A 25571-nucleotide genomic window follows, 5' to 3' on the forward strand; every position below is an offset into this window, starting at 1 on the left:
TATTATTCCTCATTCCAAGGTAAGTTCTCTAGAAAATCCAATACATCCTTTTCAAACGCTTTTCTTGCTATTCCTACTGTGATCACATGCTTACTTTCTGGATACCAGTGTAAGGAAATGTCAGTTTGCGTAAGTTTTTTTGCTGTCTCGTAGACACCATAAGGATCAATCATTTCATCTTGACCCGCTTGAGCCATGAATACTGGTTTTTGGATATCTGATAACTTACTTTCTGTTATTGCTGCTTGCTCTTGAATATCTATTAATTGTTGCTGTACTCGTGGCCGAAAGCTTTCGACTTGTTGTTCGATCATCGACTCCGATTCACCGGCAATTTTCAAGACCTGGCGTACATAATTCTCAAAATTCTCCGGCACATGATTTTCTACTGGAGAAATTGGCGAACAAAAAAATCCGCCTCCTATCATCGGAAATTCTGATAATGCTCGAACGGCAAAAATGCCACCCATCGACAATCCTAATACGGCGATGTCAGAAAATCCTTCATCGTTGAGAAACTGGATCGCTTGTTTCGTGTCTTGCCACCACGTCTCAGCGTCCTGTTCTAAGATCTCATTTGGAGCAAGCGTGCCATGTCCTGTAAACATTGGGGCATAGACCGAATAGTTTGATTTCTCTAAAAAACGGGCTAACATCCGTACATCATTTGGACTACCTGAATACGCATGCAATAAGAGGATTGCACGCTTCCCATGTTTTTCATAAATAGGTTGTGGTAGACTTTTCATTTTATTCACCTCATTAGCCTTATTTTACCATAGTTAGCAAATACCTTCTTATATAACGGTTCTTTTTCTATTCAACAAAAAAGGTCTGGGAGCATTTCGTTTCCCAGACCTTCTATTTTTTTGAACAATCGATGAACCATCCGTATATCCTCAAAATCTGAATGAAGCAAATGATCACTTCTGATCATTGGTTTCGAACGATTTATTTAGAAGATAAAAATGCAAGTACGAACAACAGAATCATCCATACAGCGCCCATAACAGCTGTCGAGCGTTGCATTACTGCTTCAAATCCACGTGCTTTTTGCTTTCCGAATAATTGATCTGCGCCACCTGTAAATGCACTTGCTGCACTATTTTGTTTGCTTGGTTGCATCATGATTGCAATGACCATCATAATCGAGATGACAATGACGATCCCTAAAATAATATTATACATCAAACAGCCTCCTTTCTCAAAATATCGTCCTTCTAACTTTATCACATAACACGTCTTGTGACAACAGTGTTTCATAAGATGGGCGATGTTTTAAAGAACATTTCTAGGCTTTTTCACATCGATTTTTTTGCAGGTTCTGTGACAAACGATCCACCTGTATCCTCCTCTAAAATCAATGCTTTTTTGCTAACCATTAACGCTTATTTTCGCCAAACATCATGATATTCAGCTTTTCTCTCAAACTCCGCTTTTGCGTAGGGACATAACGGAATCACTTTTCTGCCAGTACGTCTGGCTACTTCTACTCCTGTAGCAACCAATTTTTCTGCTAATTTCTGTCCACGAAATGCAGGATCAACAAATGTATGATCAATGATCATAATATCAGGACCAGCATCAGACCACGTCATTTCTCCTATTTCATTTTGTTCATCGTCCAATAACACTAAGCGATTTTTTTCTTCTTTGATTTCCATCATTTCACTCTCCCAACCCTAAAATAACGAACAGTTTCTTTATTCAATTTGATTTTACCAGTCCTATTTTTTTCAAACAATCATTTGTACTTATAGACCCACTCTTTGCTCAATGAATGAAAAAATCACTGTCCAGTAGGTCTCTGGATCTTTACTGACTGCTTCTAAATGTTCTGCTCCAGGCACTAGCAGTAAGGCTTTATCTCCTGCCGTTGCATTTTGGATCGTATAAGCTGCTTCCATCGGAACAAAATGATCATGTTCACCATGGATGATCAGAACGGGTAAATGATTGCTCCCTAACTGTCTCGTTGCTGATGCCTGTTTCAAAGAATAGCCTGCATATTTTTGTGCGTAACGATTCGCATGTCGCATAATGATTTTTTTTGGAAAAACTGTCAATTTGCTTAACATATAACGAAATTCTGAATAAACGGATACAAAGCCACTATCAAGGATCAAGCCTTTGACAGCACTCGGCAACTTCTCGCCACTAGCCATCATGATCGTAGAAGCCCCCATTGAGCCTCCATGTAAGATGATCTTAGCCTCTGGCTCTCGTTGCAAGATCTCATTGATCCAGAGTATCAGATCTAATCGATCCAACCACCCCATCCCAATGATCTCCCCTTCACTTTCCCCATGGGCACGCAAATCAGGGATCAAGACATTGAAGCCTTTTTCTGCATACTTTTTCCCGATATAAGACATGTCTTTTTTTCCTGTGCTGCGATAGTCATGGACACAGACTACCCATTTACCTTTGTTCGAATAAGTAGAGAATATCCTCCCCTTCAATTTTAACCCCTCTTGACTTTTGGTCATAATGGGTTCTCCTTGTTGCCAAAAATCTTCTGCTAGATCTTCTAAACGTTGGCGTTGCTCTTCGACTGTCGTCAAAGAGGCAGGGTCCATGAGTTGATGACCTGTCTCTTCATACCAAGCATAACCACGTTGTAATCCAGTTTTGATCAACTTCTTTGCGTACAGATAAGCAATAAAATGATAACTACCGATCATTAATAACATAATTAATAAACTATAAAAAACAATCACTTGCATCCCACACTTTCTACTTGGTGATTGAAACAAAAATTCAAGTATGCTAAATGGTGCTCTAGCTTTCTCCTACGTATTTCAACGTTCATTTCTATTGTACCACGTTCTACCAAAGAGGCAGACAGTGAACCATTGACCAGCTGTAATTTTAAACACCTTATTCCTTACAAACGATCTTCTCTTCCTACTTCTAACACTCATAAGAGATAATGAATTGTTTGCATAACATTTACATTCTTCATAAAAATAAGTATACTAATGCCGTGCATTGGAATCAAGGGTTGACCCCTTGGACTGGTTCGGAAACTTCCCAGGATAAAAAACTAAGTGTCTCTAAAGAAAGGAGATTGGAAATAATGCGAAAAGTTATTATTGATTGCGATCCCGGTATCGATGATACATTAGCGCTATTGTTTGCATTAAAATCACCAGAAATCGAAGTTGTCGCAATCACCACCGTTTGTGGGAACGTCCCCGTACATTTGGGAACTGAAAATGTGATCCGTTGTTTGGAACGTTGTGACCGTTTAGACATCCCTGTCTATCAAGGTTCTGCAACACCACTCAACACGCCATTTATCAGCGCTCAAGATACTCACGGCATGGACGGTCTAGGGGAAACGAACTTCCCATTAGTAACAGACAAGCAAGCCGAAACGATCCACGCTGTTGATTTTTTAGCGAGTTATTTTGCTGAACAAAAAGATACTTCAGTGATTGCGTTAGGGCCGCTAACAAATGTCGCTTCTGCTTTACAAAAGAATCCACAACTAGGAAAGCACATGGATCGATTTGTTTCGATGGGCGGCACGTATAAAAGCCACGGCAATTGTTCACCAGTAGCAGAATACAATTACTGGTGTGACCCTGATGCCGCAGCTTATGTATTTGAACATCTTGGTCAAATGATCGAGATGGTCGGTTTAGACGTGACACGAGAAATCGTCTTTACACCAACGATCCTAGAATATTGTTGCCAACTTGCACCTCAAGAAGGCAACTATTTAAAAGCAATCACACGCTTTTACTTTGACTTTCACTGGCAGCAAGAACGCATCCTTGGTTGTGTCATCAATGATCCTTTAGCAGTTGCTTATTTCATCGATGAACAACTGTGCCAAGGATTCACTAGCTATACTGCTGTTGAAACACAAGGCATCAGCCGCGGACAAACCTTGGTTGATCGTTATGATTTTTGGCAGAAAAAACCAAACAGTCTAATCATGACAGATGTCGACACCTCTCTTTTTTTCCGGAAGTTTTTAGCCGTTCTTTTACATGCACAAGAAGAATTGATAAAAAATGATCTGGAAAGATTAAAGATAGGATGAAAAAAGATGACACAAAAGAAAATCACGACAAGAATGATCACAATCATGGCACTAAGTATCGGAATCAACTTTCTCGGTGGAACGATTGCTTTATGGCTCCGTTTACCGATTTATCTTGATTCGATCGGCACGATTTTTGCCGGTGCCTTACTCGGACCAATTCCTGGTGTTTTGACAGGATTGAGTAGTAGTTTGCTTAGTGGCGTGACAATGGACATGTTCTCTTTGTATTATTCACCCATACAAATCGTCACTGGACTATTAGCAGGGTTGATTTTACCACAGAAATTACAGGCACACGGTTTGAAGAGTAGACTTTCATTATTGGCGTGGACATTTGTCCTTTCAGCGCCTGGAACCATACTATCCTCGATCATCACGATCCAATTATTTGGCGGTATCACCTCATCAGGTTCAAGTGCCATCGTCCAACTTCTTTACGGATTAGGACTAAACCAAGCTGTAAGTGTCACGATCGTTCAAGCAGCGACAGATTATTTAGATCGGCTGCTATCGGTCCTTGTCGTTTCACTCGTTGTGTTGAAATTACCAAACCAAGTAGTGGCAAAGACAAGAAATCGTTGATGCGTATTTGTACTATAGCTAATCACTAAATGCAAAAACCCGAACGTCGAATCAATTTCTCTCATCTCTATGAGAAGGAATGATCCATCGTTCGGGTATTGTTTGTTATCCAAAAGTTTTTGTCTCTTGTTTGACTGAAAGAGACTTTCCTGAATCCAGTATGCTATCGTTCCATCAACAAGGCACTATCTTGGACTTTAATATTTTTTTCTCGATCTTTATACGTAATCGGTCGGATCACTTTACATGGATTCCCCGCAGCAATCACATTTTCTGGTATATCTTTTGTTACGACACTTCCTGCCCCAATGATGCTATTTGCACCAATCGTCACCCCTTGAAGAACATGGACTCCCGCTCCTAACCAAACTTTATCGCCAATATGGATCGGCTTCGCATAAACGACATGATCAGCACGTTCAAATGGATCTTCTGCATGATTGGCTGCATACAAACCAACTCTCGGCCCTACATAAACGTCATTTCCGATCGTCACCTCATGACAATCAAGAATGATCATATCATGGTTCAAATAAACATTATTTCCTATAGAAATGTTGAATCCAAACTCACATTGAAAATTCGACTCGATATAGACATTCTCACCCATTGAAGCGAATAGCGCCCGTAAAATGGGGTATTTATAATGATTTTCTGAATTCACGAGAAAATTGTATCTCCTGCATTGTCTCAAGGCATGATTTCGTGCGTGTACTACTTTAGAGTCCATATCATCGTATGGCAACCCTGTATTGGTTATCTGTTTCACATCATCTTCGCTCATCTTTCTCCCCCTATTATCTTATTTGCTTACATGTATTATAACAGAGAGTCTATTTTCTATAAGGAAGAGAGATTTGTGAAAGATCGTGACACTTTTTTTCTAGTAATTGGTTTCGTGAATTCGCTCTATCTCTTTTCGATAGGATCTTGTTAATTCTTGCTCTTTTTCTTCTAATTGTCGTGCATAGTTTTGAGCCGTATGGATCAGGTTACGATCTATTGCCTCCATTTGATGATAGAATTGTCGGCTATCCCAATGATCATTCTTCGTCAAATACATGATTTTTTGTACCAATTGACCTGTTTCTTTCCTAAAGTTTACTAACTGATGATCGATTTCTTCTTGTTGACGGTGTATCTGACGTTTGTTTTGATAGAATTGCTCCTCTAAATCTTGTAGTTTCCGTTGTTTCTCTACTGTCCCCATTCTTTACCCCCTTTTCACAGGTGTGACCAACGTTGGTTGTTTCATTTGTTTGACATACTGTTCTGCTCCAACGGCACTTTCCCCTTCTAAAGCGCCTTTCAAAGTAGATGGTAAGACACTATTCGTTTGTTGATACATTCCTTCTGAGATCTCTTTTAGGGATTCGATCGAAGTTAACTTGGCCTGAGCGATGCGACTTTCCTTTGCCAGAATCAGCGCTTGTATGGCTACTCGTTCCCGTTCCTTTTGTTCTTGTCCAAGTCTTTCTAAAAATTCTTGTAATTCTCTATCTTCCATGGATAAACTCCTTTCACTTGTTTTTGAACAAAATATTTCCTGCCTGTCTGTCATACTCTGTAAGATGATTTGCTACTACCGCCAGTTTATTACTAAATTCCTCCAGCTTCTCTTTATATTGTTTCACTTGATTCGTATTTAATGAGGCTTGTCCGCTGTCCCATAAATTATTTATTCCATACGGGGAAACCATCTCTTGTACTTCCCAATAAGTCAAATAGTTTTTGATTGCTCCCGCACCAGCCAATATTTCTTTCGATATTGCCGTAATCTCATCTTCAAATTCTTTTTGGGCATTTTTAAAGATGATCTCGTACTCTTCGCCTATATTTTTCGCCTTTTGGATGATCGATTGAACTAACTCCGATTGTAAAGTGATTTTTTTAGAACCTGAAGCATTAGAAATTCTTTTATGTAATTCGTTGACCGTCTCGTTCCATTCACTAGCAACTTTTGCCTCTGCAATAATCTTGGCATATTCTTTTTCAAAATCTTTATATTCTCCAGATAGCAATAATTTTATGACTTCGGTAAAAGATAACCCACCTTCTGGTTTTTCTTTTACTACACGATTCAAATATTTATCTATCAATTGGGAAACCTTTACCCCCGCAGCAAAAATGTAGCCATGTTCCTTTAAATTAGCTTCCTGAAGTGTGCCATCAGGATTTATTTGAAACTGTCCAAAATCATGACTCGAGCCGTTTTGATCTTCCATATCAAACGTCGTGTTAAAAGATTTCGGTAGTAAATAGCGAACATTCCCGATTTCATCTACTCCAGGCTTATTTCTATTCAACATGGAAACGATATCAAAAGCATTGACGTAATAGTCGATTTTCCCATGCTCTTCCAACTTCTGGATATTTTTTTGTGCCTGTTCAGACATTTTATTGATACTTTCACGCGCATCAGGTCCTTGAAACAAAACCACTTTGTCGATTTTAGCAATATCTTTTTCAGGGAGATTCGCCACAGCCTGAATCGACACCATCGTTCCCAGAGAATGACCTGTGACAGACATTGTAGCATGAGGTGCTTGTGTGGTCATTTCCGTTATCTTCTGGTGCATGGCTTGATTTGCTAATTTTGCTTGCGGAATATAAGCATTTTTTGTTGTAAATGCCTGGTTATTATGCCACCAGTCATTAAGATTCAAATTACTTGAAGAAATACCATCACTGCCTCTAGTAACAAAATAAGTATGCTTAGTCTCTATCGACAACTTAGGCGTATCCGTCACATAATAAGCATTGAATCCAGCTTTTTCATCCGTCAAGAGTCCTTGCTTATATGTGTTTTTCACATAACTTTGTACTTCATAGCCTCCGTTTACTTTCGGCACTCGTATGTTTCCTAACTCCTTGACTGTTTTGACGGTGGTATCGGGTTGGAGGTAGACCACACCGTTGTTGGGTAACTTTTTACCACCTTTTGTTAACTTTCCATTAATTTTTTTATCTTTAGAGAAGTCAAATTTTATTACTCTCTCTCTATTTTGGTAACTTGTAAAAGAATTGGGACGATTATTATAAGCACTTTCTGCTAGGCTAGCAAAAATATTATCAAAACTCTCTAAATTACTCATAAATCATTCCTCCTACATATAATGAGCTTAGAAGCCCTATTGTATCAAGCTTAGGCATATTTTTTTCATCCACTCCAAAACTTAATATAAAGTTTGACTCCTTAATATCATTAAATTTCCCATTAATGGTCATTAATTTTCCAGCGCCCATAGGTGTCCCATTTCCTATATCATCGACTTTCACACTATCCCATTCATACTTAACACTTTGAATCTTCGGGTTTTGAGATTTCACATACTCTGTCATTTCTGCTTCATGTGCCCTTAAAAAAGCTACTTGTTTTTCTCTTTCTGTTGGCTCGCTCATTTTATTCACTCCTATCGTTGTCAAAATGACTAATAATATACCTACACTTACTAAAACCAACCATTTTTTCTTCCCCATTTGATTATCTCTCCATTTCTTGCACCTAAAATATTTAGATATATTCAGACAGAATATCGGCACTTTCACACATTTTTTACTTCATCCTCCGTTTACTTTCGGCACTCGGATGTTTCCTAACTCCTTGACTGTTTTGACGGTGGTGTCAGGTTGGAGGTAAACTGTGCTTAAATCATTTACATGAGCATCTTTTGCATTTGGGAAGTTGAATTTAACAGAATTATTATTGTCTAGTTTCTTTTTTTTACTAAAGCTAAGCTCTTCATAAGGAAAGTTAATCTCACGACCTGTATAAGATCTTTGTGCAAAATTTGCATATATTATTTGTATTTTCTAAATCAGACATGATGTTCTCCCTCATAATTTATTTTTTGACCATAATGTAAAGTTGACATATCAGGTATATTGTTTTTATTTAATTCTATATCAAGCCTGAAATCCATATTTGGCTTATTATTTACGAATCCAAAAATTTGAATTTTTTTACCTGCACCACTAGGAAGACCATTTCCGATAACCACTTGATTAACATTGTTCCAATCATAATTAATCGCTGTTACTTTTTTACCTTCAGATTGATTAATATATTCTGTCATTTTACTTTCATGCTCTTTCAAAAAAGCAATTTGGTTCTCTTTTTCTGTTGGTTCGCTTATTTTATTCACTCCTATCGTTGTCAAAATGACTAATAATATACCTACACATACTAAAACCAACCATTTTTTCTTCCCCAATTGATTATCTCTCCATTTCTTGCACCTAAAATATTTAGGTATATTCAGACAGAATATCGGCACTTTCACACAGTTTTCACTTCATCCTCCGTTTACTTTCGGCAGTCGTATTCTTGCTAATTATTTGACTGTTTTTACGGTAGTATCGGGTTGCAGGTAGACTGTACTTAAATCATTTCCATGAGCATCTTTTGCATTTGGGAAATTGAATTTAACAGAATTATTATTGTCTAGTTTAGTACGGTCTTTTTCCAAAAGTACTTCATAAGGAAACGGTTTTGGAAGTTCTGTATACGCACTTTGCGCTAAATTAACATATATATTATAGTTATCTTCAAATCAGTCATTTATTCCCTCCTGAATATTAGAATAAATAGGGTCATTTAAAACCATCAATTCCCTTATTTTATTTAATTTTTTTAAATCAGTTTTTACCCTAAGTACATAACCTCGATTGTTATACTCTGATTTTGAACTGTCACTAATATCAAATTTGACAATCAATACAGGTTCGGAAAATGCAATACCTGTATTTACTGCTGTTGTCTCCCAATTAAACGTAATCTTCCCATCTTGAGAACTATAACTTTTTATATACTCCGTGATTTCCTTTTCATGCGCCTTTAAAAAAGCGATTTGTCTTGCTTTTTCTGTAGGTTCCAATATCTTTCTTATTCCTAAAATACTCACTAATGTTAAAAACGTAATTATGCAAACCACAATGATTTTTTTCTCACTATTTGCCCTCCTAACCACTACTTTCATTCATCTCAAAAATCGAGCCTCTCTTTCTCTATATATACGCATTCCATGTTAGCTATTTTTATTTGTGCCCTTATTTGGCCATCAATTATAACGCTTTCATAAACATTATAACAAACTATAATCTATCCTTGGATAAAAACCTGATTAGATAGATCATGTTACTTAATTTTTAGAGTCAACAGGTTATCTACGAAATGTGTCATATATCAATAAATAGCTATAAAAAAATGAAGCCAGAGACTGATACAGTCTTGGCTTTATTTTCTAGTTAAATTTATTTGAAAAATATGTATACTGAAACGGCTCTCTTGCTTCTACCTAAATAACAAGATAGTTAAAAATAATAAATAAGTTTATGATTCTTTTAATCAAAGAGCTATTTTCTTTTTTTATTTTTCTTTTTCAAAGATTTTTCCGCTTGGAGATACTTTGTATAGTCATCATGCCTTATTTTTTGCCACTTTCCATTGGGTAATCTTTCATATTCAATGATTTTTGAACATTTATATACATTTCTAAAAGAAGTATTATTTTGTGCTTCATTATCTTTTTTTAAATTAAGACAAGTGCGAGGTACTGAAAATTCAGGATTGTCATGATATAGCCCTAATCCCAAAAATGTTCTATGTATACTTAATGTGTTAGTCATTGGTATAGTTCTAAGTATCCCATATTTTCCAACTCTAACATTGTCAGTTTTAATGTCTTTGATATATTTAAGAACTGACATTTTATCTTTTACTTTAGCTAAACTTTCAACCCAGCATTTTGAAAAGTCCAGTTTATTCGATTCAAAATCACGATAAAAACTTAAAGCAAAACTTGGCTGATTATATAAATGTATAGTATGTCTCTCATGGGAGGCATAGTAATTAATTCCAAATAAATGCATAATACTTTCTTTAGGTACACATAAAGAGATTTTTTGCTGTCTCTCTTTTGTTCCCGCTTTAAAAAAGTAATCTATTTTTCGATGTACAAATTCCTCTTGAAAAACTGTAAGTAAAGAAATCATAGTCTGGCAAAACAAATGAAATTCATTGCTCTCGGTGAATAACTTAGATAATTGATAGGTTTTCACAAATTTTTTTGAATATTCCATTGTAAGCTCTCTTTCTTTTCTATTTAAATTGTAATTAGTAAAAAAAGCGAACATGCATACTGCACATTCGCTTTCCCAGTTCTCTTTTAAGGGTGCTTGTTTTTGATAACTGTGTATCAAGGCTTCTCCTAAGCCTATGTTTAAATACGTGATATCGTAAGTAAACACTTCATTCATTCGTAACAAAATTACCTTCGCTACAAAATAAGGATTACATTTAAGTCAGCACCCAATGACTTTGAAAGTAAGATTTTGATGAATGGCTCTTTCATCACGTCAGATAACTGATACCCTTTCAGGCAAGAAAATACATTCTTCAAGAATTCCAATTAAGCCCAAGAATTCTCGACTTCTTTCAAAAATATAGTACCACAATTTAATTGCCTCTACAAGTGAGTTGTAATATTAGTCAGGTACGTCCTACTAAACCGAATAAATATGATGCTATAATTCACCGTAAAACAAGTACTAAATAAATATGAACCTAGACCAATGTTTTTACTTTATCATTTACAATCAGCACATATATCAATAATTTGACAAACTACAATCAACTAAATATTATTCTCCTATAGTTAGTAAAACTTGCGTTAACCCATTCTACTGAAGGAGGATAACTATGTTAAGAAAAACAAGTTTAGTAGTTGGTTCTATTGTTCTAGCAATTTTAGGTTTTAGCCCGATGCTATTATCGATCGTTCGAAAAACAACTCCTACGTGGATATAAAATTAACCCCAAAGTATTATGAGCAGTCAGAAGAGTCTCTGTTTATTTTGGAAAATCAAAAAGAATAAAGCATTGTTTGTTTTATGGACGATACCAGACATGTCTTGGTATTGTCTTTATTGATATGGATGTGTCCTTTACTGTTTGATGTATTACATAGGCTATAATGAAGTTGACCACCTCTTTTTTAACAATAAAAAGCTAGTGTATACATAATAAAACTCACTATATTCATTACTCAAACATCATTCGGAGGTGACCTATCATGAAAAACCAACTCGCTTTTAAATTTTTACCCAAGTTATGGACTTCTATTTTGTATCTTGTAGTGATTGCTGTTGGATCTTTTATGTATTTATCAAAACATTGGGATATAACGATTTTTACCTCGATCTATTCGGATTTTTATTTTCATATTTCAACTTTTCCATTAGTTTGATTTTAGGTTTGATTCCTTATTTTTGGTTATTGATGGGTGCAAAGTTCAATTATATCATCATTTTTTCTTTACTTTTACTTGTAGCAAATGCGCTATGTGAAACTGTACTCGGGTTTATAAACACGCCGGATATCATTGATATGTATTATGGCTTTGCTGGTACCGGAATTTCTTTTCTCACATTATTGATCATTTATAAATTTGGCCTTTCGCCTAATAGCGAAAAACGAGAATCGCAGCCTTAGCTGTTGATTCTCGTTTTCTTATATTTAAGATAAAGTATTACACTTATGACAATCAATAGAGTAGAAAAAATGATTAATAAACCAATCACCCATATATTGTTGGTTTGATTGACAACAACATGATTCGAGCCGTTTGTTTGTTCAATCAATTGTTCAAGCGCCTCTTTTGTATAGCTAAATCTAGTTATTTTCTCCTTGCCATCAACAGTTATGATGAATTGATATTCCCCAGATACCAATTCTGCGTCCCTAACTAAGGGCAGATTCAGCTTTGTTTTAGTCATTGGCGTCAATGCAATTGAGCTTTCTTCAATTTCTCCTTCAGAAATGATATCCCCGTTTGGATTGATTACTTTGTATGAGCCGCTTTCCGCAAAAGTTACTGTAGGATCATTGTTGGCTATATAGTAATCAAGCCTTATCGCATCCTGTGAGCTCACAAACTCAAACTCATCATAAGTTTGTTCTTTTTCAGCCTCTATTTCATCCATCTTGAGATGAAATAGGATCACTTTCTCATAGACATGAACGATATCTACAGCATCTTCATGACTTTCTTCACTTAATGTCTGAGAGAAATTCACCCCACCTAAAACTTCTCCATTAAGTTCCTCAGTCACATTGATCAAAATTGCTATCGTTTCACTTTGTTTCGCTTCAACTTTGATTTTCCCGTCTTCTAGTTCGCCATTAGCATCAGTTATCTTCACGTATTTACTAAAGTCATACTTTTCATCTAAAAGATTTTCTGTATTTTCAACATAAGTGACACTTCCCATCGTTGATATAGCAACCGATGGATAGACAGTAACATCTAAGTCTTTGTCACCTATATTTGTAATCGTAGCAGTGAACTCATAGTTCTTATTAAGTTCTGGAGTAAACTGCAGATAGCTATCTCTGATCTCATATTCTTTGGGTTGCACATCCACTAGGATCGATGCAGTATCTTCCTCGGACGCCTCTACTGGTTGTATGTAAAAAAAACATCCCATCAATAAAACGAAAATAAGCGAACAGAAGTCAACTAACTTGTATTCTTTGGCTTGGCTATTTTTTGTCATTATTTCTCCTATTCATTTTCCTATCAAGTATCTTAAATCTCTATATTTTTTCTTGATCATTCTTATTCCTCTTTTTCACAACAGTAGTTATCCTATCATCATACTTTGTATTTTGATTCATCAGAATGTTTCACTTTTCCCTGATCAAATTGAAAAGAATAAGTTTCCTTCGAGATTTTTTTATTATCTATATTTATTAAATTCATTACTCTAACTTTAAGATAATTCTTGCTTGGACAATCGCGTTTAAATTGTCCCAATGATCCTTATTGTGAATGTCTCTAAAAAAAGCAAAATCTTGGGACTCTTCGTGGTACACAATCCCATCAGACACCAAAATATCTGCATCAGTAAAGTCAGAAGTGAAATGAATGATTTTTTTATTAAATATCGTTAGTAATTTACTTTCGATAACTGGTACATATTCCGGATGATGCAACATCGATATAGCAATAGTCACTCTTTCATTGTTTTGGATAGGCAAATAATACGAAAGGATATGTGCTAACTTGTTCGCAAATATTTGTCTATCCCCAACTTGAAAATTCCTGTTTTTGACTATTTCCAATAGTAGCTGCTTCACTTCATGGATTCTACTATTGGGACTATTTTGATTAGCCACTCCCTTTAAATTCTCGAAATAAATATTTTTGTATGCCCAACTATTGATGACACTTTCATATAAAATCACATGTTCCACATCGGAATTTATCTTATATTTTTCTGATAATGTTTCGACGACATTCATAGAAAAATCAACGATTTCGTTCTGTTTATGCTCTTTGAATTTTTTGCCTAAGACTATCTTGTCCTGCTTGCTTGTCGTTTCAGGGATGAGAAGTTGTCTACAAAAATAAAAGAATGCAACTTCTTTTTCTCTATCTTCCATGTTTCGCGTTGGTATCAACTTTGTTAGCGAGTCCTCTTCATACAGTTCTTTCATATCAGCGAATAGTTCTATCGCTGTTTTGTCCAAATCTTGTATGATATACCCACGTGACACAGCATTTTCAAGTATCGAGAATAGAATGTCATGCTTTGCTTTTGTTGTCTTCAACCTCTCATAGTGTCCACCTACTAGGTCAATATTCACTCTTGTTTGGCTATCTGCGAAAACATTATATGCCATGATTTGTACCAGGTAATGATATGTTCTGATAGACATCTCATTGCCTTCCAAAGAAATTGATTCAAAATTACTATTAATAGTTATTGGTATTTTTTGATAATGAAAGATATCTTTCAGCCGACTGATCAATTTATAACTATAAGACTTACTAAACATCAACTTTTCGGAAATATCGACTACACGAGTTTTTCGGTGTTTCAAGAGATAGAGCAATAATTGAAAATAAGGTGATTCATTAAAAAACTTTTTTTTCAAATTAACAAATACTTGAAGCAACAGTTCCTGATTAACACCTTCGATTAAACCAATCGTCCCCTTTTCTAGTAAAAAGAAAGATGAAAATGTAAAATTCAATTGTTCGAAGTTTTCTTCGAGTTCAACCAGTAATATTTTCGTTTGATACATCGTTAAGTTTAACCGCTCACTTAATTTATTCAATGACAAATATTTTTCTGTCACTAGAACCGTAAACAGTTGCAACATTTCGTTTTGCTTTTTTGTTAAGTAACGGCTACTAAACGTATCCATTATATATTCCATTTCTTCTACCAACCTTCATTTTTAGAGGATTCTATACTAAGAAGAATTCATTTAGTCAGAATGTTTCATTTTTTATTTTCAGCGAACTATACCGATGTCTCCTAGTTCAACTTGCATGGCTGTTGTATTGGTCTTGCCTGTACATTTTGACTTGATTACTAAGGTAGTGAAGCTTTGATCATGTATATTTGTCTTTCTACGGAATTATTATTTAAACACCTTCACTTATTTCTAATAAATTTCTATTGATTAAAATTTTCTCTGTTTGCATTACTAGATTCATAAATCTGATGGACCAACCAGCGACAGTAGAAGCTTGCAACTACACGAAAGAATAAAAGAAGGAACACTGATCAGGCAATCAACAAGAGTAGTTTTCATTGATTGGATCAGCATTTCTTCTTTGAATATTCTATAGGACAGACGGATAGATCTACGTATTCTATATTATGATCCATCGTATTCTGTCAATCTTCGCACACTTAACTCTTTTTATCTGGCAAGCCTTTCACAACTGAAAATAACTATTTTTTAGTCCGGAGTATTATCCCCAAGGATTATTTACTTCTTGTGCTGTCAAGATGATTTTGGCGCTATCATCTCTGTTTGATCGCCATACGTAATCATTTGCATCTAAAATGACATCGAAATCTTTTTCGATCTGTACCGAACTCATTCGCATTACCTGTTGTGCTTGAAGATGTGGGTTTGAAGGTTGAATGTCTAGTCCATTTCCATATTGGTCAAGTTTTGCAAAAATATTCACAAAAACATCCTGTGATTTTGTATTATTTACTGTAGCAGTTGCTTTCAAGACCTTCGTTTGTTTACGCATATCTGAGTTTAAGTCAAAATCAGATAATTTGAAATCGACTTTGTTTGTTGTTCCTTCATTGAAAGTGATATCTAGTTTTCCATCTTGGACTTCAATCGGTATTTGTTTTTCACTGACTGCCTCGGATGCGTTTACTAAGCTTGGGTTACTACCTACTAACAACAAAGTTGATAGCATAACTGTTGTGGATACCTTTTTTTTCATTGTTGGATAGCCTCCGGAATTTAATATTTTTTTCACAAAATCAGTTTACATTAAATTTCCTTATAGGGTTTATCCGAACATTCAACTCTTTTTTTAAAAACAGGATAATCTTTCACCACGTTCTTTGCTACATGATAGAAACTTGTCCGGAAAGATGGACTAGGCTCACTCCTTACCTCTATAAAAGCTCCCTATTTGTCCTTTGATCAGAGTTATTAGACCTTTTAGGCGTGATATTTCGACCAAAACCGTATCCGGTTATCAAAAAAATTTCCATGAGAACTTATTCTCTTACATTCATCAAAAATCAACTTATTTATATTGGAACCGAACACTATGCGGGTTTTGTTTATATGGCAACATATGATGATGACGTCAAAAGACTTGGTGGTTAGGTTGAGGAAGTAAGAGAAGCAAATGATAAAGAAGAAATTCTTCGGAATCGTTCGTCGTTTAGATAATCAATAGACTATAACACACTATATAATAAAAAGAAACCCCACATAGTTGTCGATCTTCAAGTTTATAGGAGGTACATTCTTGTTCTCAATCGTCTCGTTTTCATCATCCATGATAAAGACGCGATGAATTAAGAACAGCTTGGTTAAAGCTAATTAATCGATTTTGTGCCTAATAAAATATGAGGAATGATGATCTTTATTTATATTCATAAGAATCTATGATTTGTTTCTATCATTCGTTTCTTTAAGTACTAAAAATATTTTTTCTGATTAATCATATGCCTAAAAAAAATACCCCTCTCATGTCATTGACATAAGAAGGGCATTTTTACATTCATTTAATTATTTGTTTTTTAAGTTGTAGAAAGATTTCAAACCTTTGTACTCTGCAACTTCACCAAGTTGGTCTTCGATACGTAATAATTGGTTGTATTTCGCAACACGGTCAGTACGTGATAGAGAACCTGTTTTGATTTGGCCAGCGTTTGTTGCAACTGCGATATCAGAGATTGTTGAATCTTCTGTTTCACCAGAACGGTGAGAAACTACTGCAGTGTAACCAGCTTCTTTAGCCATTTCGATTGCTTCGAAAGTTTCTGTCAAAGTACCGATTTGGTTAACTTTGATAAGGATTGAGTTAGCAATTCCTTTTTCGATACCTTCAGCAAGTTTTTCAGTGTTTGTTACGAACAAGTCGTCACCCACTAATTGAACTTTGTCGCCTAGAACTTCTGTCAATTTCTTGAATCCATCCCAGTCGTTTTCGTCTAATCCATCTTCAATAGAGATGATTGGGTATTTAGATACTAATTCTTCGTAGAATTTGATCATTTCGTCAGTTGTTTTTTCGCCTTCGCCTGAATCAGCTAATACGTAAACACCTTTTTCTTTGTCGTAGAATTCTGAAGAAGCAGCGTCCATTGCAAGAACAACGTCTTTACCAGGAACATAGCCAGCTTTTTCGATTGCTTCGATGATTACTTCGAAACCTTCTTCGTTTGAACCAAGGTTAGGAGCGAATCCACCTTCGTCACCAACTGAAGTTGCTAATCCACGAGATTTCAAGATTGCAGCTAATGCATGGAATACTTCCGCACCCATACGTAGTGCTTCTTTGAATGTTGGCGCGCCAACAGGCATGATCATGAATTCTTGGAAGTCGATTGAGTTATCCGCATGTGATCCACCGTTGATGATGTTCATCATTGGAGTTGGTAATACTTTTGTGTTGAATCCGCCTAGGTAGTGGTATAAAGGTACTTCTAGGTAGTCAGCAGCTGCACGAGCAACAGCGATTGAAACACCAAGAATAGCGTTCGCACCTAATTTACCTTTGTTAGGAGTTCCGTCTAAAGCGATCATTGCTTTGTCGATAGCCATTTGGTCACGTACATCGTAGCCAATGATTGCTTCAGCAATGATGTTGTTTACGTTGTCAACAGCTTTGATTACACCTTTACCGCCATAACGAGATTTGTCTCCGTCACGTAATTCAACTGCTTCGTATTCACCAGTTGAAGCACCTGAAGGAACCATTCCACGGCCGAAAGCACCGCTTTCTGTGTATACTTCTACTTCGATTGTTGGGTTACCGCGTGAGTCTAGAATCTCGCGAGCGTAAACATCAGTAATAATTGACATGTTTTGTCTCTCCTTTGAGTTTGGTTTTTTCCTAAGGGATTTCCCTCATATACGATTTTAGTTAATTTTGTGTCTTTGTGCAAACATTTCTTGCATTTTTCACAAATTTTCAATAATTATTTTACAGCATCAAGTAATGCTAAGAATGAATCCGCTTCTAAGCTAGCTCCGCCAACTAATGCGCCATCCACATTTTCTTTTGCCATATACTCAGCAATGTTCTCAGGTTTTACAGAACCACCGTATTGGATACGAACTGCTTCTGATACTTCTTTGCCGTAAAGTTTTTCAACTGTTTGACGTACCACGCCACAGATTTCGTCAGCGATTTCAGCATCTGCTGATTTACCTGTACCGATTGCCCAGATTGGTTCGTAAGCAATAACTAGATTACTTACTTGACCTTCTGTTAAGCCTTCAAGACCAGCAGTGATTTGTCCTTCGATCCACTCAGCAGTTTTGCCTGCTTCATATGTTTCTAATGACTCACCACAGCAAAGAATTGGGATCATACCGTTTGCGAAGATTGCTTTCGCTTTTTTGTTGATATCTTCGTCAGTTTCGTGGAAGTATTCACGACGCTCAGAGTGACCGATGATCACATATTGTACACCTAGATCAGCTAAAGCTGCTGGTGATGTTTCACCAGTGAATGCACCTGAGTTTTCCCAGTAAGAGTTTTGTGCAGCGATTTTCAATTCTGTACCTTCAGCTGAAGCCATTAATTCTTGTAAGAATAATGCAGGAGATCCAATCACTGAATCTACTTTATCATTTGAAGGGATCTTGTTTTTTACTGCTTCTGCAAAATCTTTTGCTTCAGATGCAGTTTTGTTCATTTTCCAGTTACCAGCGATAATTGGTTTACGCATGATATGCACTCCTATTCAGAATGTAAGAGGACTACAGATTTGAGCAATCTGTAGATGGTCCTCTCACCATTTTATTTATTCGTTGATTTTATGCTTATTTGTCGTTGATTGCAGCTAGTCCAGGTAATTCTTTCCCTTCAAGCAACTCTAAGCTTGCACCGCCACCTGTTGAGATGTGAGTGAATTTGTCTGCAAAACCTAATTGTTCCGCAGCAGCAGCAGAGTCACCGCCACCGATGATCGTTGTTGCATCTTCAAGGTTAGCGATTGCTTCACAAACACCGATCGTACCTTTAGCGAAGTTACTCATTTCGAATACACCCATTGGTCCGTTCCATACAACTGTTTTCGCACCTTGTAATGTATCAGCAAATAATTTAACTGATGCAGGGCCGATGTCTAATGCCATCAAGCCTTCAGGAATATCTCCTTCGATGACTTGTGTTTCTACATCATTTGAAAATTCAGGGGCACAAACGTTGTCGATTGGTAAAACTAATTTGTCGCCTGCTTTTTCGATCAATTCTTTTGCTAAAGCTACTTTATCTGCTTCAACTAAAGAGTTACCGATCTTGATGCCTTTTGCTTCGTAGAATGTGTAAGTCATTCCGCCGCCGATCAAGATTTTGTCTGCTTTAGGAATCAAGTTTTCGATGACACCGATTTTATCTGAAACTTTCGCTCCACCTAAGATCGCGATCATCGGACGTTTTGGTTCTTCAACTGCTTCGCCAATGAACTTGATTTCTTTATCCATCAAGAATCCAGCAACTGTTGGGATACCTGTTGAAGCGATCCCTACGTTAGAAGCATGGGCACGGTGAGCTGTACCAAACGCATCATTGACAAATACATCACCTAAAGAAGCCCAGTATTTACCTAGGTCAGCATCATTTTTGCTTTCTTTTTTGCCGTCGATGTCTTCAAAACGAGTGTTTTCAAAAACAACTACGTCTCCGTCTTTCATGTCAGCAATTGCTGTTTCTAATTCTGAACCACGAGTTTCAGGAACGAAAGTTACTTCTTTACCTAGCAATTCGCCTAAACGTTTTGCCACTGGTGCCAAAGATTTTCCTTCTTTGTCTTCTTCTGTTTTCACACGTCCAAGGTGAGAGAAAAGAATCGCTTTTCCGCCTTGCTCCAACACATAATTGATTGTTGGTAACGCAGCTTTGATACGTGTATCATCAGTGATGACGCCGTCTTTCAAAGGAACGTTGAAGTCAACACGGACAAGGACTTTTTTATCTTTTAAATCAATATCTTTGACTGTTTTCTTAGCCATTTGATTTCCTCCTAAAATAAACATCTTATCAAAAAAAGCGGAGAAGCGCGATTGCTTCCCCGCTTTTAAGTGTACATGGATATAGGTTACACTTGTACGATTTATCTTATAAGTTAGCGAAGTATTCTAAAGTACGTACTAATTGTGCAGTGTATGACATTTCGTTGTCGTACCAAGCAACAGTTTTAACTAATTGTTTGTCGCCAACAGTCATTACTTTTGTTTGAGTAGCATCAAATAATGAACCGTAAGTCATACCAACGATATCTGAAGAAACGATTTCGTCTGTGTTGTAACCGTAAGATTCGTTAGCTGCTTCTTCCATTGCAGCATTTACTTCATCAACTGTTACGTTTTTATCAAGAACTGTAACTAATTCTGTTAATGAACCAGTTGCGATTGGTACACGTTGAGCAGCTCCGTCTAATTTACCGTTCAATTCAGGGATTACTAAACCGATTGCTTTAGCAGCACCTGTTGAGTTAGGAACGATGTTTGCAGCAGCAGCGCGTGCACGGCGGAAGTCACCTTTAGGATGAGGTCCGTCAAGAGTCATTTGGTCACCTGTGTAAGCGTGGATAGTTGTCATTAATCCTTCAACAACACCAAATTTGTCGTTCAATGTTTTAGCCATAGGAGCTAAACAGTTAGTTGTACATGAAGCACCAGAGATAACTGTTTCTTTACCAGTTAATGTTTCATGGTTTGTGTTGTAAACGATTGTTGGTACATCGTCTCCACCAGGAGCTGAGATAACAACACGTTTAGCACCAGCTGTTAAATGTTTTTCAGCAGCTGATTTTGAAGTGAAGAAACCAGTACATTCTAGAACGATGTCTACGCCTAGTTCGCCCCAAGGTAATTCTTCAGGGTTACGGTTAGCTAATACTTTAACTTCTTTTCCGTTTACGTTGAATGAACCTTCGTGAACTTCAACTGTTCCGTTGAAACGTCCTTGAGTTGTATCGTATTTTAACAAGTGTGCCAACATTTTAGCATCTGTCAAATCGTTGATTGCTACTACTTCGATTCCATCTACATCTTGGATACGACGGAACGCTAGACGTCCAATACGTCCAAAACCATTAATACCTACTTTAACTGTCATTTAAGATTTCCTCCTTATGAAAATCAAAAAAATATTTATTTTAAAGGGATACCCCTTTTAAAATCTCATTAGCAGCGGCTTCATCTGTGATGAGCCACGTTTGTTTTGGTGCATTATTCATATACGCTCGAATTGCTTTGGCTTTGGCTTTCCCTCCTGCAACCGCAAGAATGATCGGGACTTTAGCTAAGTCTTTTAATTCGATGCCGATTCGTGGGACTTTATAAACGACTTCTCCTTTTTCATTGAAGAAATAGCCAAAAGATTCCGCAACGGCATTGGCTTGTTTCAACATCAGCAATTCTTCTTCATTCATCTTTCGTCGCGCTGCCATATGCAACGCCCGTCCAATACTATGAATAACACAATTCGCCTGACTTATCAAGTTTAAAACTTCTTGTATAGACGGCTCATTGAGTAATGAATTGTAAGTAGCCAAGCTTAATTGTTCCGGCACATATAGTGCTCGGTGTTTTCCATTTGCCTTTGTAGCCATTCTAGCACTGACTGAGTTCGCTTGTACAGTAATCGCCTCGCCGATCCCACCTCGCGCAGGAACAAACAAGTTATGGCGCTTGCTATTTTCTAAGCTAGTCAGTTGCTCTGCAACGATCGCCATCGTCGTTCCTCCCATGACTGCGATGATATTATCACCTTCCGGAAGTAGTAGATTCAGTGATTCGTCCAAGGCTTCGCCAAAAGCATCTGCTACTTTTGGTTGTTGTTCACTGTTTCCAGAAACAACGATACAGCGCTGGTTCCCAAAATACTCAGATAGTTTCATTTCAATCTGATGCATTCCTAAAAGTTGGTCCATAAAGCCTTCGAGGCTTTGATAGACTTCCTCTCCTTTTTTCGTCAGCGTCATACCACTTTTAGAGGCGTTGATCAGTTCAAGTTGTTTGAGCAGATCCGTTTCTGTTCGTAAGACACGTTCGGTCATGCCCATGCTTTCCGATAAACTACGACGACCAATTGGCTGCATCCAGTAAATATTGCGCAAAATCTTATAGCGTTCTTGCAAAACATCCATGATGTCTGGCGCAACAGCTTCAATCAGTTTCAATTCATCTAACATAGCGATCTCCTTAGTTGGACATTTTTCGTCCAATGTAGACTCAAAACGACCCATGTGATCTAAAAAAATAAATCGGACTTTCCAACTTGCACGTTTTCTACTAGGAAAATCTCAACCTCACATGACATAGTCTAACAGTTTTGTCCGTATTTATCAACAAAAAAAGACTAGAAAAATGTTTAAGATTCTTCCAGTCTTTCATTCAATTATTTATCATACCGTTTTCTTTTCGATGAACTAGGGATTCCTAACAAATCACGATATTTGGCGACTGTTCGTCGAGAAATCGAAATTTTGTCATTTTTCAGTAGTTCTACTAATTTTTGGTCAGATAATGGTTTGCTTTTATCTTCCGCATCCACTAGTTCTTGGACTTTTTTCTTTGCGGTATCTGCTGATAGGTCTTCAGTACTCTCTGCATTTGTAGGTTGGAGTCTCGTCGTAAAGAACTTTTTCAATTCGAAGACACCAAAATCGGTTTCAAGATACTTGCCATTGACTGCTCGACTGACCGTTGATTCGTGGACGTCGATTTCTTCTGCGACTTCTTTTAAGGTCAACGGACGGATCGGGCGTGCGACATTTGTAAAGAATTCTTTTTGCCGAGAAACAATGATTTGCGCCACACGCATGATCGTATCACCGCGTTGCAAAATCGTTTTTTGCAGCCATTCAAATTCTTGTTTTCGTTCTTTCAAATAGGCTTGAGTCTCTTTATCTGCTTTTTTTTGCATCTGTTGAAAATAGGCTTCTTGAAAACGTACATTCGGCTGGTTGCCTCGATTTGAGATGACTTGAACTTCTTCACCTATTACGACAACTTTGACATCGGGGATGATATACAAACCGCTACTATGGTCAAAGACTCGTCCAGGACTTGGACTAAGGGTTTGGATATAGTCAAAGATCCGTTGTACATCGCTTAATGGAATCGCAAAATGTTGGGCGATCTCTTTCCATTTGCGTTCAACTAATTGATCAAACCATTCTTCCAAGACGATGTAAGCCAATTCGGGCGCATAATCGTCTCTTTCGGTTTGTAACATCAAACATTCTTGTAAACTTCGCGCCCCAACACCTGCTGGCTCTAACTGCTGGATCAGCGTCAATGCGTCAAGCATTTGGATTGGTGTCGCATTCGTTTGTTGGATGGCGTCTTCTAAAGAAATAGTCAAAAAACCATTCAGGTCGATATATTCAATCAAATATAAAATCAACTTACGTAAGAAAGTATCTCGGTAATTCAAATGGACTTGTTCGATCAATGATTCAAAAAGTGAGCCTGTTGTATCAGGAATTTGATTCAAGTAGCTCGTCTCTTCTCCCTCATAACTGGCATTACGTTTTTGGTAATCGGGTTGCCAATCCGGTTCGATCACTTCTACTAAGGGGTTTTCCAACGCCTGATTTTCAACAAAAGCCAGTAGCTCTTCGCTGTTATACTGCAAGACTTGGATGGACTGTTGGAGCTGTTGTGTCATGGCAAGTTTTTGTGTTTGTTGTTGTTTTTGTGAAAAATTTTGTTCAAATTTCATTTTTTTGTCCATTCCCCTTGTAATTTATTTTTGATTTCGATACAATTGTTGCAGTGCTTGCGTCCTTAGTGTAGTGGATATCACGTAAGATTCCGGTTCTTGAGACGGGGGTTCGATTCCCTCAGGACGCGTCTATTGTTATCTTAGCATATTTGTGAAGATTTTGCTTTCAAATTTCTAAGAAAAAAAGCGGTTTTCCTATCTAGGAAAACTGCTTTTTTTGATTTCTTCATGGTATTTCAAAAAGTAAACCAATCTTCTATGTAACTATAGTAGAAATGATTTGTTAAAGGTCCAGGAGTATAGCGCTCTGTCACACCCCCACCTTGACGAAGCGTTAAACCGTTTCTTAAAGTGGCTGTTTTTTGATCATAAAAATCACCATTGATGAGATAAAATATTCGGTTAGGGTCCTCTAAATAAGCAAATACATCTCCTGTAAAATGTTTTTCCAATCCTTGATCAGCGGATTTCAACTGAACGGATAAAATCGACTTGATTGCTCGGAAATTTCCACTTTCACTCGTTTCACAGTATAACAATAAATTTGGTTGGTATACTCTGTTGACAGTTATGTTTTGAGAAAAGATACGGTAGATTGCCCCATTATGTATTGCGCTTTGCACCATTTGCTCAGTATAGCCGAGCTGTTTTTTAGCTTCTTCTTCGGTTAGTTGATATTCTCTCGAAATGACACGAAGCAGTTGCTGAAAGTCCAACTTACTGGACATTGTACGATATGTATTTTCTTCATTTTTCGTTGAAAGATTCAAAGAGGTTTGCTCTTTTGGTGATGAATGGACCAAGAGAAACAACCCAAATAAAATCACAAGAAAACCGATTACTTTTATTCGTATTGACTTTTTCATTGATTACTCCTATTTATTTGTTATTCTTCTGTCTATAATCATAATCGGAAATAGCCAATGAAGCAAAGAGTTTTTATAAAAAACAAACGTTTTTTATTTTCCGACTTGATTCTATAACCTGTTTCCTCAAGAAGTCACTACAGCAGTGTTTAGCCTCAAAAAATAAGGCGCCATCCACGAAAATTATTTTTCAAATTTTGGTGGATGGCGTCTTATTTTTCGAAGAGTTACTTCTGTTTCCGCCGTATATTCGATTTTAAATGGTGCGAGAGGATTATTGTCCCACTCTCTTTCATTTTTTATCAATCATAAGGAACATAATCTTCGTAACTTTCTTCGTTGTTCAATGCTTCATTTTCAATAAAATAGTTCATACCGCCCATCAATTCCGAACTCATTGGTCCGTTTAAAGATAAATCATGACGTTCAATCATTTCCCGGTATTCATCTGCACTGATCACCGCACCGGTTTTCAAGCTTTTGTATTGCTTCGGTGTTTCCTCCACTTCTTTATCCAACTTTGAAAAATCTGTTTCTTTGTATGTCACGAAATAGCCATGAGAAAGTTTCCGTTCGACTACTTCATTGCATTCAGGACAGCGGATCGGCATTTCTTTTTCTCGATGCTTCACAATGTGACGTACTTCATTATAATAGAATTTGGTCTGACAATTGGGACATTTTAATTGATCATCTAACATATCGATCGTCTCCTTTTATATTTGATTGTCATGTCTCAGTTTCACTTTCATCATACTCTTTTTTACAACAAATGAAAAAAGATTCGCTGATATCACCTAATGCTTTTCTCTGAAACAT

The 25571-nt window shown here is 36.9% G+C and carries 26 protein-coding genes, 1 tRNA gene, 1 pseudogene and 1 riboswitch; of the genes and pseudogenes, 4 read left to right on the top strand and 24 right to left on the bottom strand.

Annotated elements, in window-relative coordinates; translation table 11 throughout:
- Nucleotides 1-2: 2 nt before the first annotated feature.
- The 4 genes from IGJ39_RS09920 to IGJ39_RS09935 all read right to left on the bottom strand — a co-directional run bounded on the left by IGJ39_RS09920 (nucleotide 3) and on the right by IGJ39_RS09935 (nucleotide 2720).
- Nucleotides 3-749, bottom strand: coding sequence for an alpha/beta hydrolase (locus IGJ39_RS09920; RefSeq protein ID WP_065095661.1), 747 nt, complete (start codon nucleotides 747-749; stop codon nucleotides 3-5).
- Between the two features lie 202 nt (nucleotides 750-951).
- Nucleotides 952-1188: a preprotein translocase subunit SecG gene (gene secG, locus IGJ39_RS09925; protein ID WP_010734881.1), complete on the bottom strand. Its 237-nt coding sequence runs from the start codon at nucleotides 1186-1188 to the stop codon at nucleotides 952-954.
- Nucleotides 1189-1388: 200 nt separating this feature from the next.
- Nucleotides 1389-1664, bottom strand: coding sequence for a GNAT family N-acetyltransferase (locus tag IGJ39_RS09930; protein ID WP_019724263.1), 276 nt, complete (start codon nucleotides 1662-1664; stop codon nucleotides 1389-1391).
- 90 nt (nucleotides 1665-1754) lie between these two features.
- A complete protein-coding gene (locus tag IGJ39_RS09935; protein ID WP_171844985.1) occupies nucleotides 1755-2720 on the bottom strand; it encodes an alpha/beta hydrolase in 966 nt (321 codons plus the stop codon).
- A 291-nt stretch (nucleotides 2721-3011) separates the two neighbouring features.
- Nucleotides 3012-3056: riboswitch (PreQ1 riboswitch) on the top strand.
- A 23-nt stretch (nucleotides 3057-3079) separates the two neighbouring features.
- On the opposite strand from IGJ39_RS09935, the gene IGJ39_RS09940 reads away from it, so the two are divergent.
- Together IGJ39_RS09940 and IGJ39_RS09945 are read left to right on the top strand one after the other, a co-directional pair.
- Nucleotides 3080-4054 (top strand): nucleoside hydrolase, encoded by a 975-nt coding sequence (locus tag IGJ39_RS09940; RefSeq protein WP_065095659.1) that lies wholly within the window; start codon nucleotides 3080-3082, stop codon nucleotides 4052-4054.
- 6 nt (nucleotides 4055-4060) lie between these two features.
- Nucleotides 4061-4639 (top strand): ECF transporter S component, encoded by a 579-nt coding sequence (locus tag IGJ39_RS09945; RefSeq protein ID WP_065095658.1) that lies wholly within the window; start codon nucleotides 4061-4063, stop codon nucleotides 4637-4639.
- Between the two features lie 163 nt (nucleotides 4640-4802).
- Here the strand turns inward: IGJ39_RS09945 and IGJ39_RS09950 are convergent, their stop codons facing one another.
- The 9 genes and pseudogenes from IGJ39_RS09950 to IGJ39_RS09990 all read right to left on the bottom strand — a co-directional run bounded on the left by IGJ39_RS09950 (nucleotide 4803) and on the right by IGJ39_RS09990 (nucleotide 10897).
- Entirely contained in the window at nucleotides 4803-5423 is a 621-nt protein-coding gene (locus IGJ39_RS09950) for a sugar O-acetyltransferase (RefSeq protein WP_010734876.1), read from the bottom strand.
- A 99-nt stretch (nucleotides 5424-5522) separates the two neighbouring features.
- Complete coding sequence (locus IGJ39_RS09955; protein WP_019723969.1) at nucleotides 5523-5849, bottom strand: hypothetical protein; 327 nt, start codon at nucleotides 5847-5849, stop codon at nucleotides 5523-5525.
- A gap of 3 nt (nucleotides 5850-5852) precedes the next feature.
- Entirely contained in the window at nucleotides 5853-6146 is a 294-nt protein-coding gene (locus IGJ39_RS09960; RefSeq protein ID WP_065095657.1) for a hypothetical protein, read from the bottom strand.
- A gap of 13 nt (nucleotides 6147-6159) precedes the next feature.
- Complete coding sequence (locus IGJ39_RS09965) at nucleotides 6160-7734, bottom strand: cutinase family protein (RefSeq protein WP_065095656.1); 1575 nt, start codon at nucleotides 7732-7734, stop codon at nucleotides 6160-6162.
- Nucleotides 7727-8119 carry a hypothetical protein gene (locus IGJ39_RS09970; protein ID WP_271553678.1) on the bottom strand — a complete coding sequence of 131 codons (393 nt, stop codon included), beginning with the start codon at nucleotides 8117-8119 and terminating at the stop codon, nucleotides 7727-7729. The genes IGJ39_RS09965 and IGJ39_RS09970 overlap by 8 nt, the downstream gene beginning before the upstream one ends.
- 338 nt (nucleotides 8120-8457) lie before the next feature.
- A complete protein-coding gene (locus IGJ39_RS09975; RefSeq protein WP_438764579.1) occupies nucleotides 8458-8853 on the bottom strand; it encodes a hypothetical protein in 396 nt (131 codons plus the stop codon).
- A 123-nt stretch (nucleotides 8854-8976) separates the two neighbouring features.
- Nucleotides 8977-9174: pseudogene (locus IGJ39_RS09980) on the bottom strand (hypothetical protein); the annotation flags it as partial.
- Nucleotides 9175-9192: 18 nt separating this feature from the next.
- Entirely contained in the window at nucleotides 9193-9618 is a 426-nt protein-coding gene (locus IGJ39_RS09985; protein WP_065095699.1) for a hypothetical protein, read from the bottom strand.
- A gap of 376 nt (nucleotides 9619-9994) precedes the next feature.
- A complete protein-coding gene (locus IGJ39_RS09990) occupies nucleotides 9995-10897 on the bottom strand; it encodes a PBECR4 domain-containing protein (protein ID WP_155756799.1) in 903 nt (300 codons plus the stop codon).
- Between the two features lie 853 nt (nucleotides 10898-11750).
- Between IGJ39_RS09990 and IGJ39_RS09995 the strand changes: the two genes are divergently transcribed.
- Nucleotides 11751-12131: a hypothetical protein gene (locus IGJ39_RS09995; protein WP_438764581.1), complete on the top strand. Its 381-nt coding sequence runs from the start codon at nucleotides 11751-11753 to the stop codon at nucleotides 12129-12131.
- Here IGJ39_RS09995 and IGJ39_RS10000 read toward each other — a convergent pair.
- The 9 genes from IGJ39_RS10000 to rpoN form a co-directional block, all read right to left on the bottom strand.
- Nucleotides 12128-13195: a WxL protein peptidoglycan domain-containing protein gene (locus tag IGJ39_RS10000; protein WP_065095698.1), complete on the bottom strand. Its 1068-nt coding sequence runs from the start codon at nucleotides 13193-13195 to the stop codon at nucleotides 12128-12130. The two genes, IGJ39_RS09995 and IGJ39_RS10000, sit on opposite strands and share 4 nt — an antisense overlap.
- A gap of 205 nt (nucleotides 13196-13400) precedes the next feature.
- Nucleotides 13401-14852, bottom strand: a complete 1452-nt coding sequence (locus IGJ39_RS10005; RefSeq protein WP_438764583.1) for a helix-turn-helix domain-containing protein — start codon at nucleotides 14850-14852, stop codon at nucleotides 13401-13403.
- Nucleotides 14853-15408: 556 nt separating this feature from the next.
- A complete protein-coding gene (locus IGJ39_RS10010; RefSeq protein ID WP_019723101.1) occupies nucleotides 15409-15903 on the bottom strand; it encodes a hypothetical protein in 495 nt (164 codons plus the stop codon).
- A gap of 803 nt (nucleotides 15904-16706) precedes the next feature.
- Nucleotides 16707-18005, bottom strand: coding sequence for a phosphopyruvate hydratase (gene eno / locus IGJ39_RS10015; RefSeq protein ID WP_010734865.1), 1299 nt, complete (start codon nucleotides 18003-18005; stop codon nucleotides 16707-16709).
- A gap of 116 nt (nucleotides 18006-18121) precedes the next feature.
- Nucleotides 18122-18877, bottom strand: a complete 756-nt coding sequence (gene tpiA / locus IGJ39_RS10020) for a triose-phosphate isomerase (RefSeq protein ID WP_019723102.1) — start codon at nucleotides 18875-18877, stop codon at nucleotides 18122-18124.
- Nucleotides 18878-18971: 94 nt separating this feature from the next.
- Complete coding sequence (locus IGJ39_RS10025; protein WP_010734863.1) at nucleotides 18972-20162, bottom strand: phosphoglycerate kinase; 1191 nt, start codon at nucleotides 20160-20162, stop codon at nucleotides 18972-18974.
- A gap of 106 nt (nucleotides 20163-20268) precedes the next feature.
- Entirely contained in the window at nucleotides 20269-21270 is a 1002-nt protein-coding gene (gene gap / locus IGJ39_RS10030; RefSeq protein WP_010734862.1) for a type I glyceraldehyde-3-phosphate dehydrogenase, read from the bottom strand.
- Nucleotides 21271-21310: 40 nt separating this feature from the next.
- Complete coding sequence (locus tag IGJ39_RS10035; protein WP_171844984.1) at nucleotides 21311-22402, bottom strand: sugar-binding transcriptional regulator; 1092 nt, start codon at nucleotides 22400-22402, stop codon at nucleotides 21311-21313.
- Nucleotides 22403-22554: 152 nt separating this feature from the next.
- A complete protein-coding gene (gene rpoN, locus IGJ39_RS10040; RefSeq protein WP_062804886.1) occupies nucleotides 22555-23883 on the bottom strand; it encodes an RNA polymerase factor sigma-54 in 1329 nt (442 codons plus the stop codon).
- A gap of 59 nt (nucleotides 23884-23942) precedes the next feature.
- On the opposite strand from rpoN, the gene IGJ39_RS10045 reads away from it, so the two are divergent.
- A tRNA-Arg gene (locus tag IGJ39_RS10045) sits at nucleotides 23943-24014 on the top strand.
- A gap of 108 nt (nucleotides 24015-24122) precedes the next feature.
- Here the strand turns inward: IGJ39_RS10045 and IGJ39_RS10050 are convergent.
- A complete protein-coding gene (locus IGJ39_RS10050; RefSeq protein ID WP_066026357.1) occupies nucleotides 24123-24752 on the bottom strand; it encodes a hypothetical protein in 630 nt (209 codons plus the stop codon).
- A 302-nt stretch (nucleotides 24753-25054) separates the two neighbouring features.
- A complete protein-coding gene (locus IGJ39_RS10055) occupies nucleotides 25055-25453 on the bottom strand; it encodes a hypothetical protein (protein ID WP_260697682.1) in 399 nt (132 codons plus the stop codon).
- Between the last annotated feature and the right edge of the window lie 118 nt (nucleotides 25454-25571).

This window comes from Enterococcus sp. AZ140 (assembly GCF_051714405.1).
GTDB lineage: Bacteria > Bacillota > Bacilli > Lactobacillales > Enterococcaceae > Enterococcus_B > Enterococcus_B pernyi.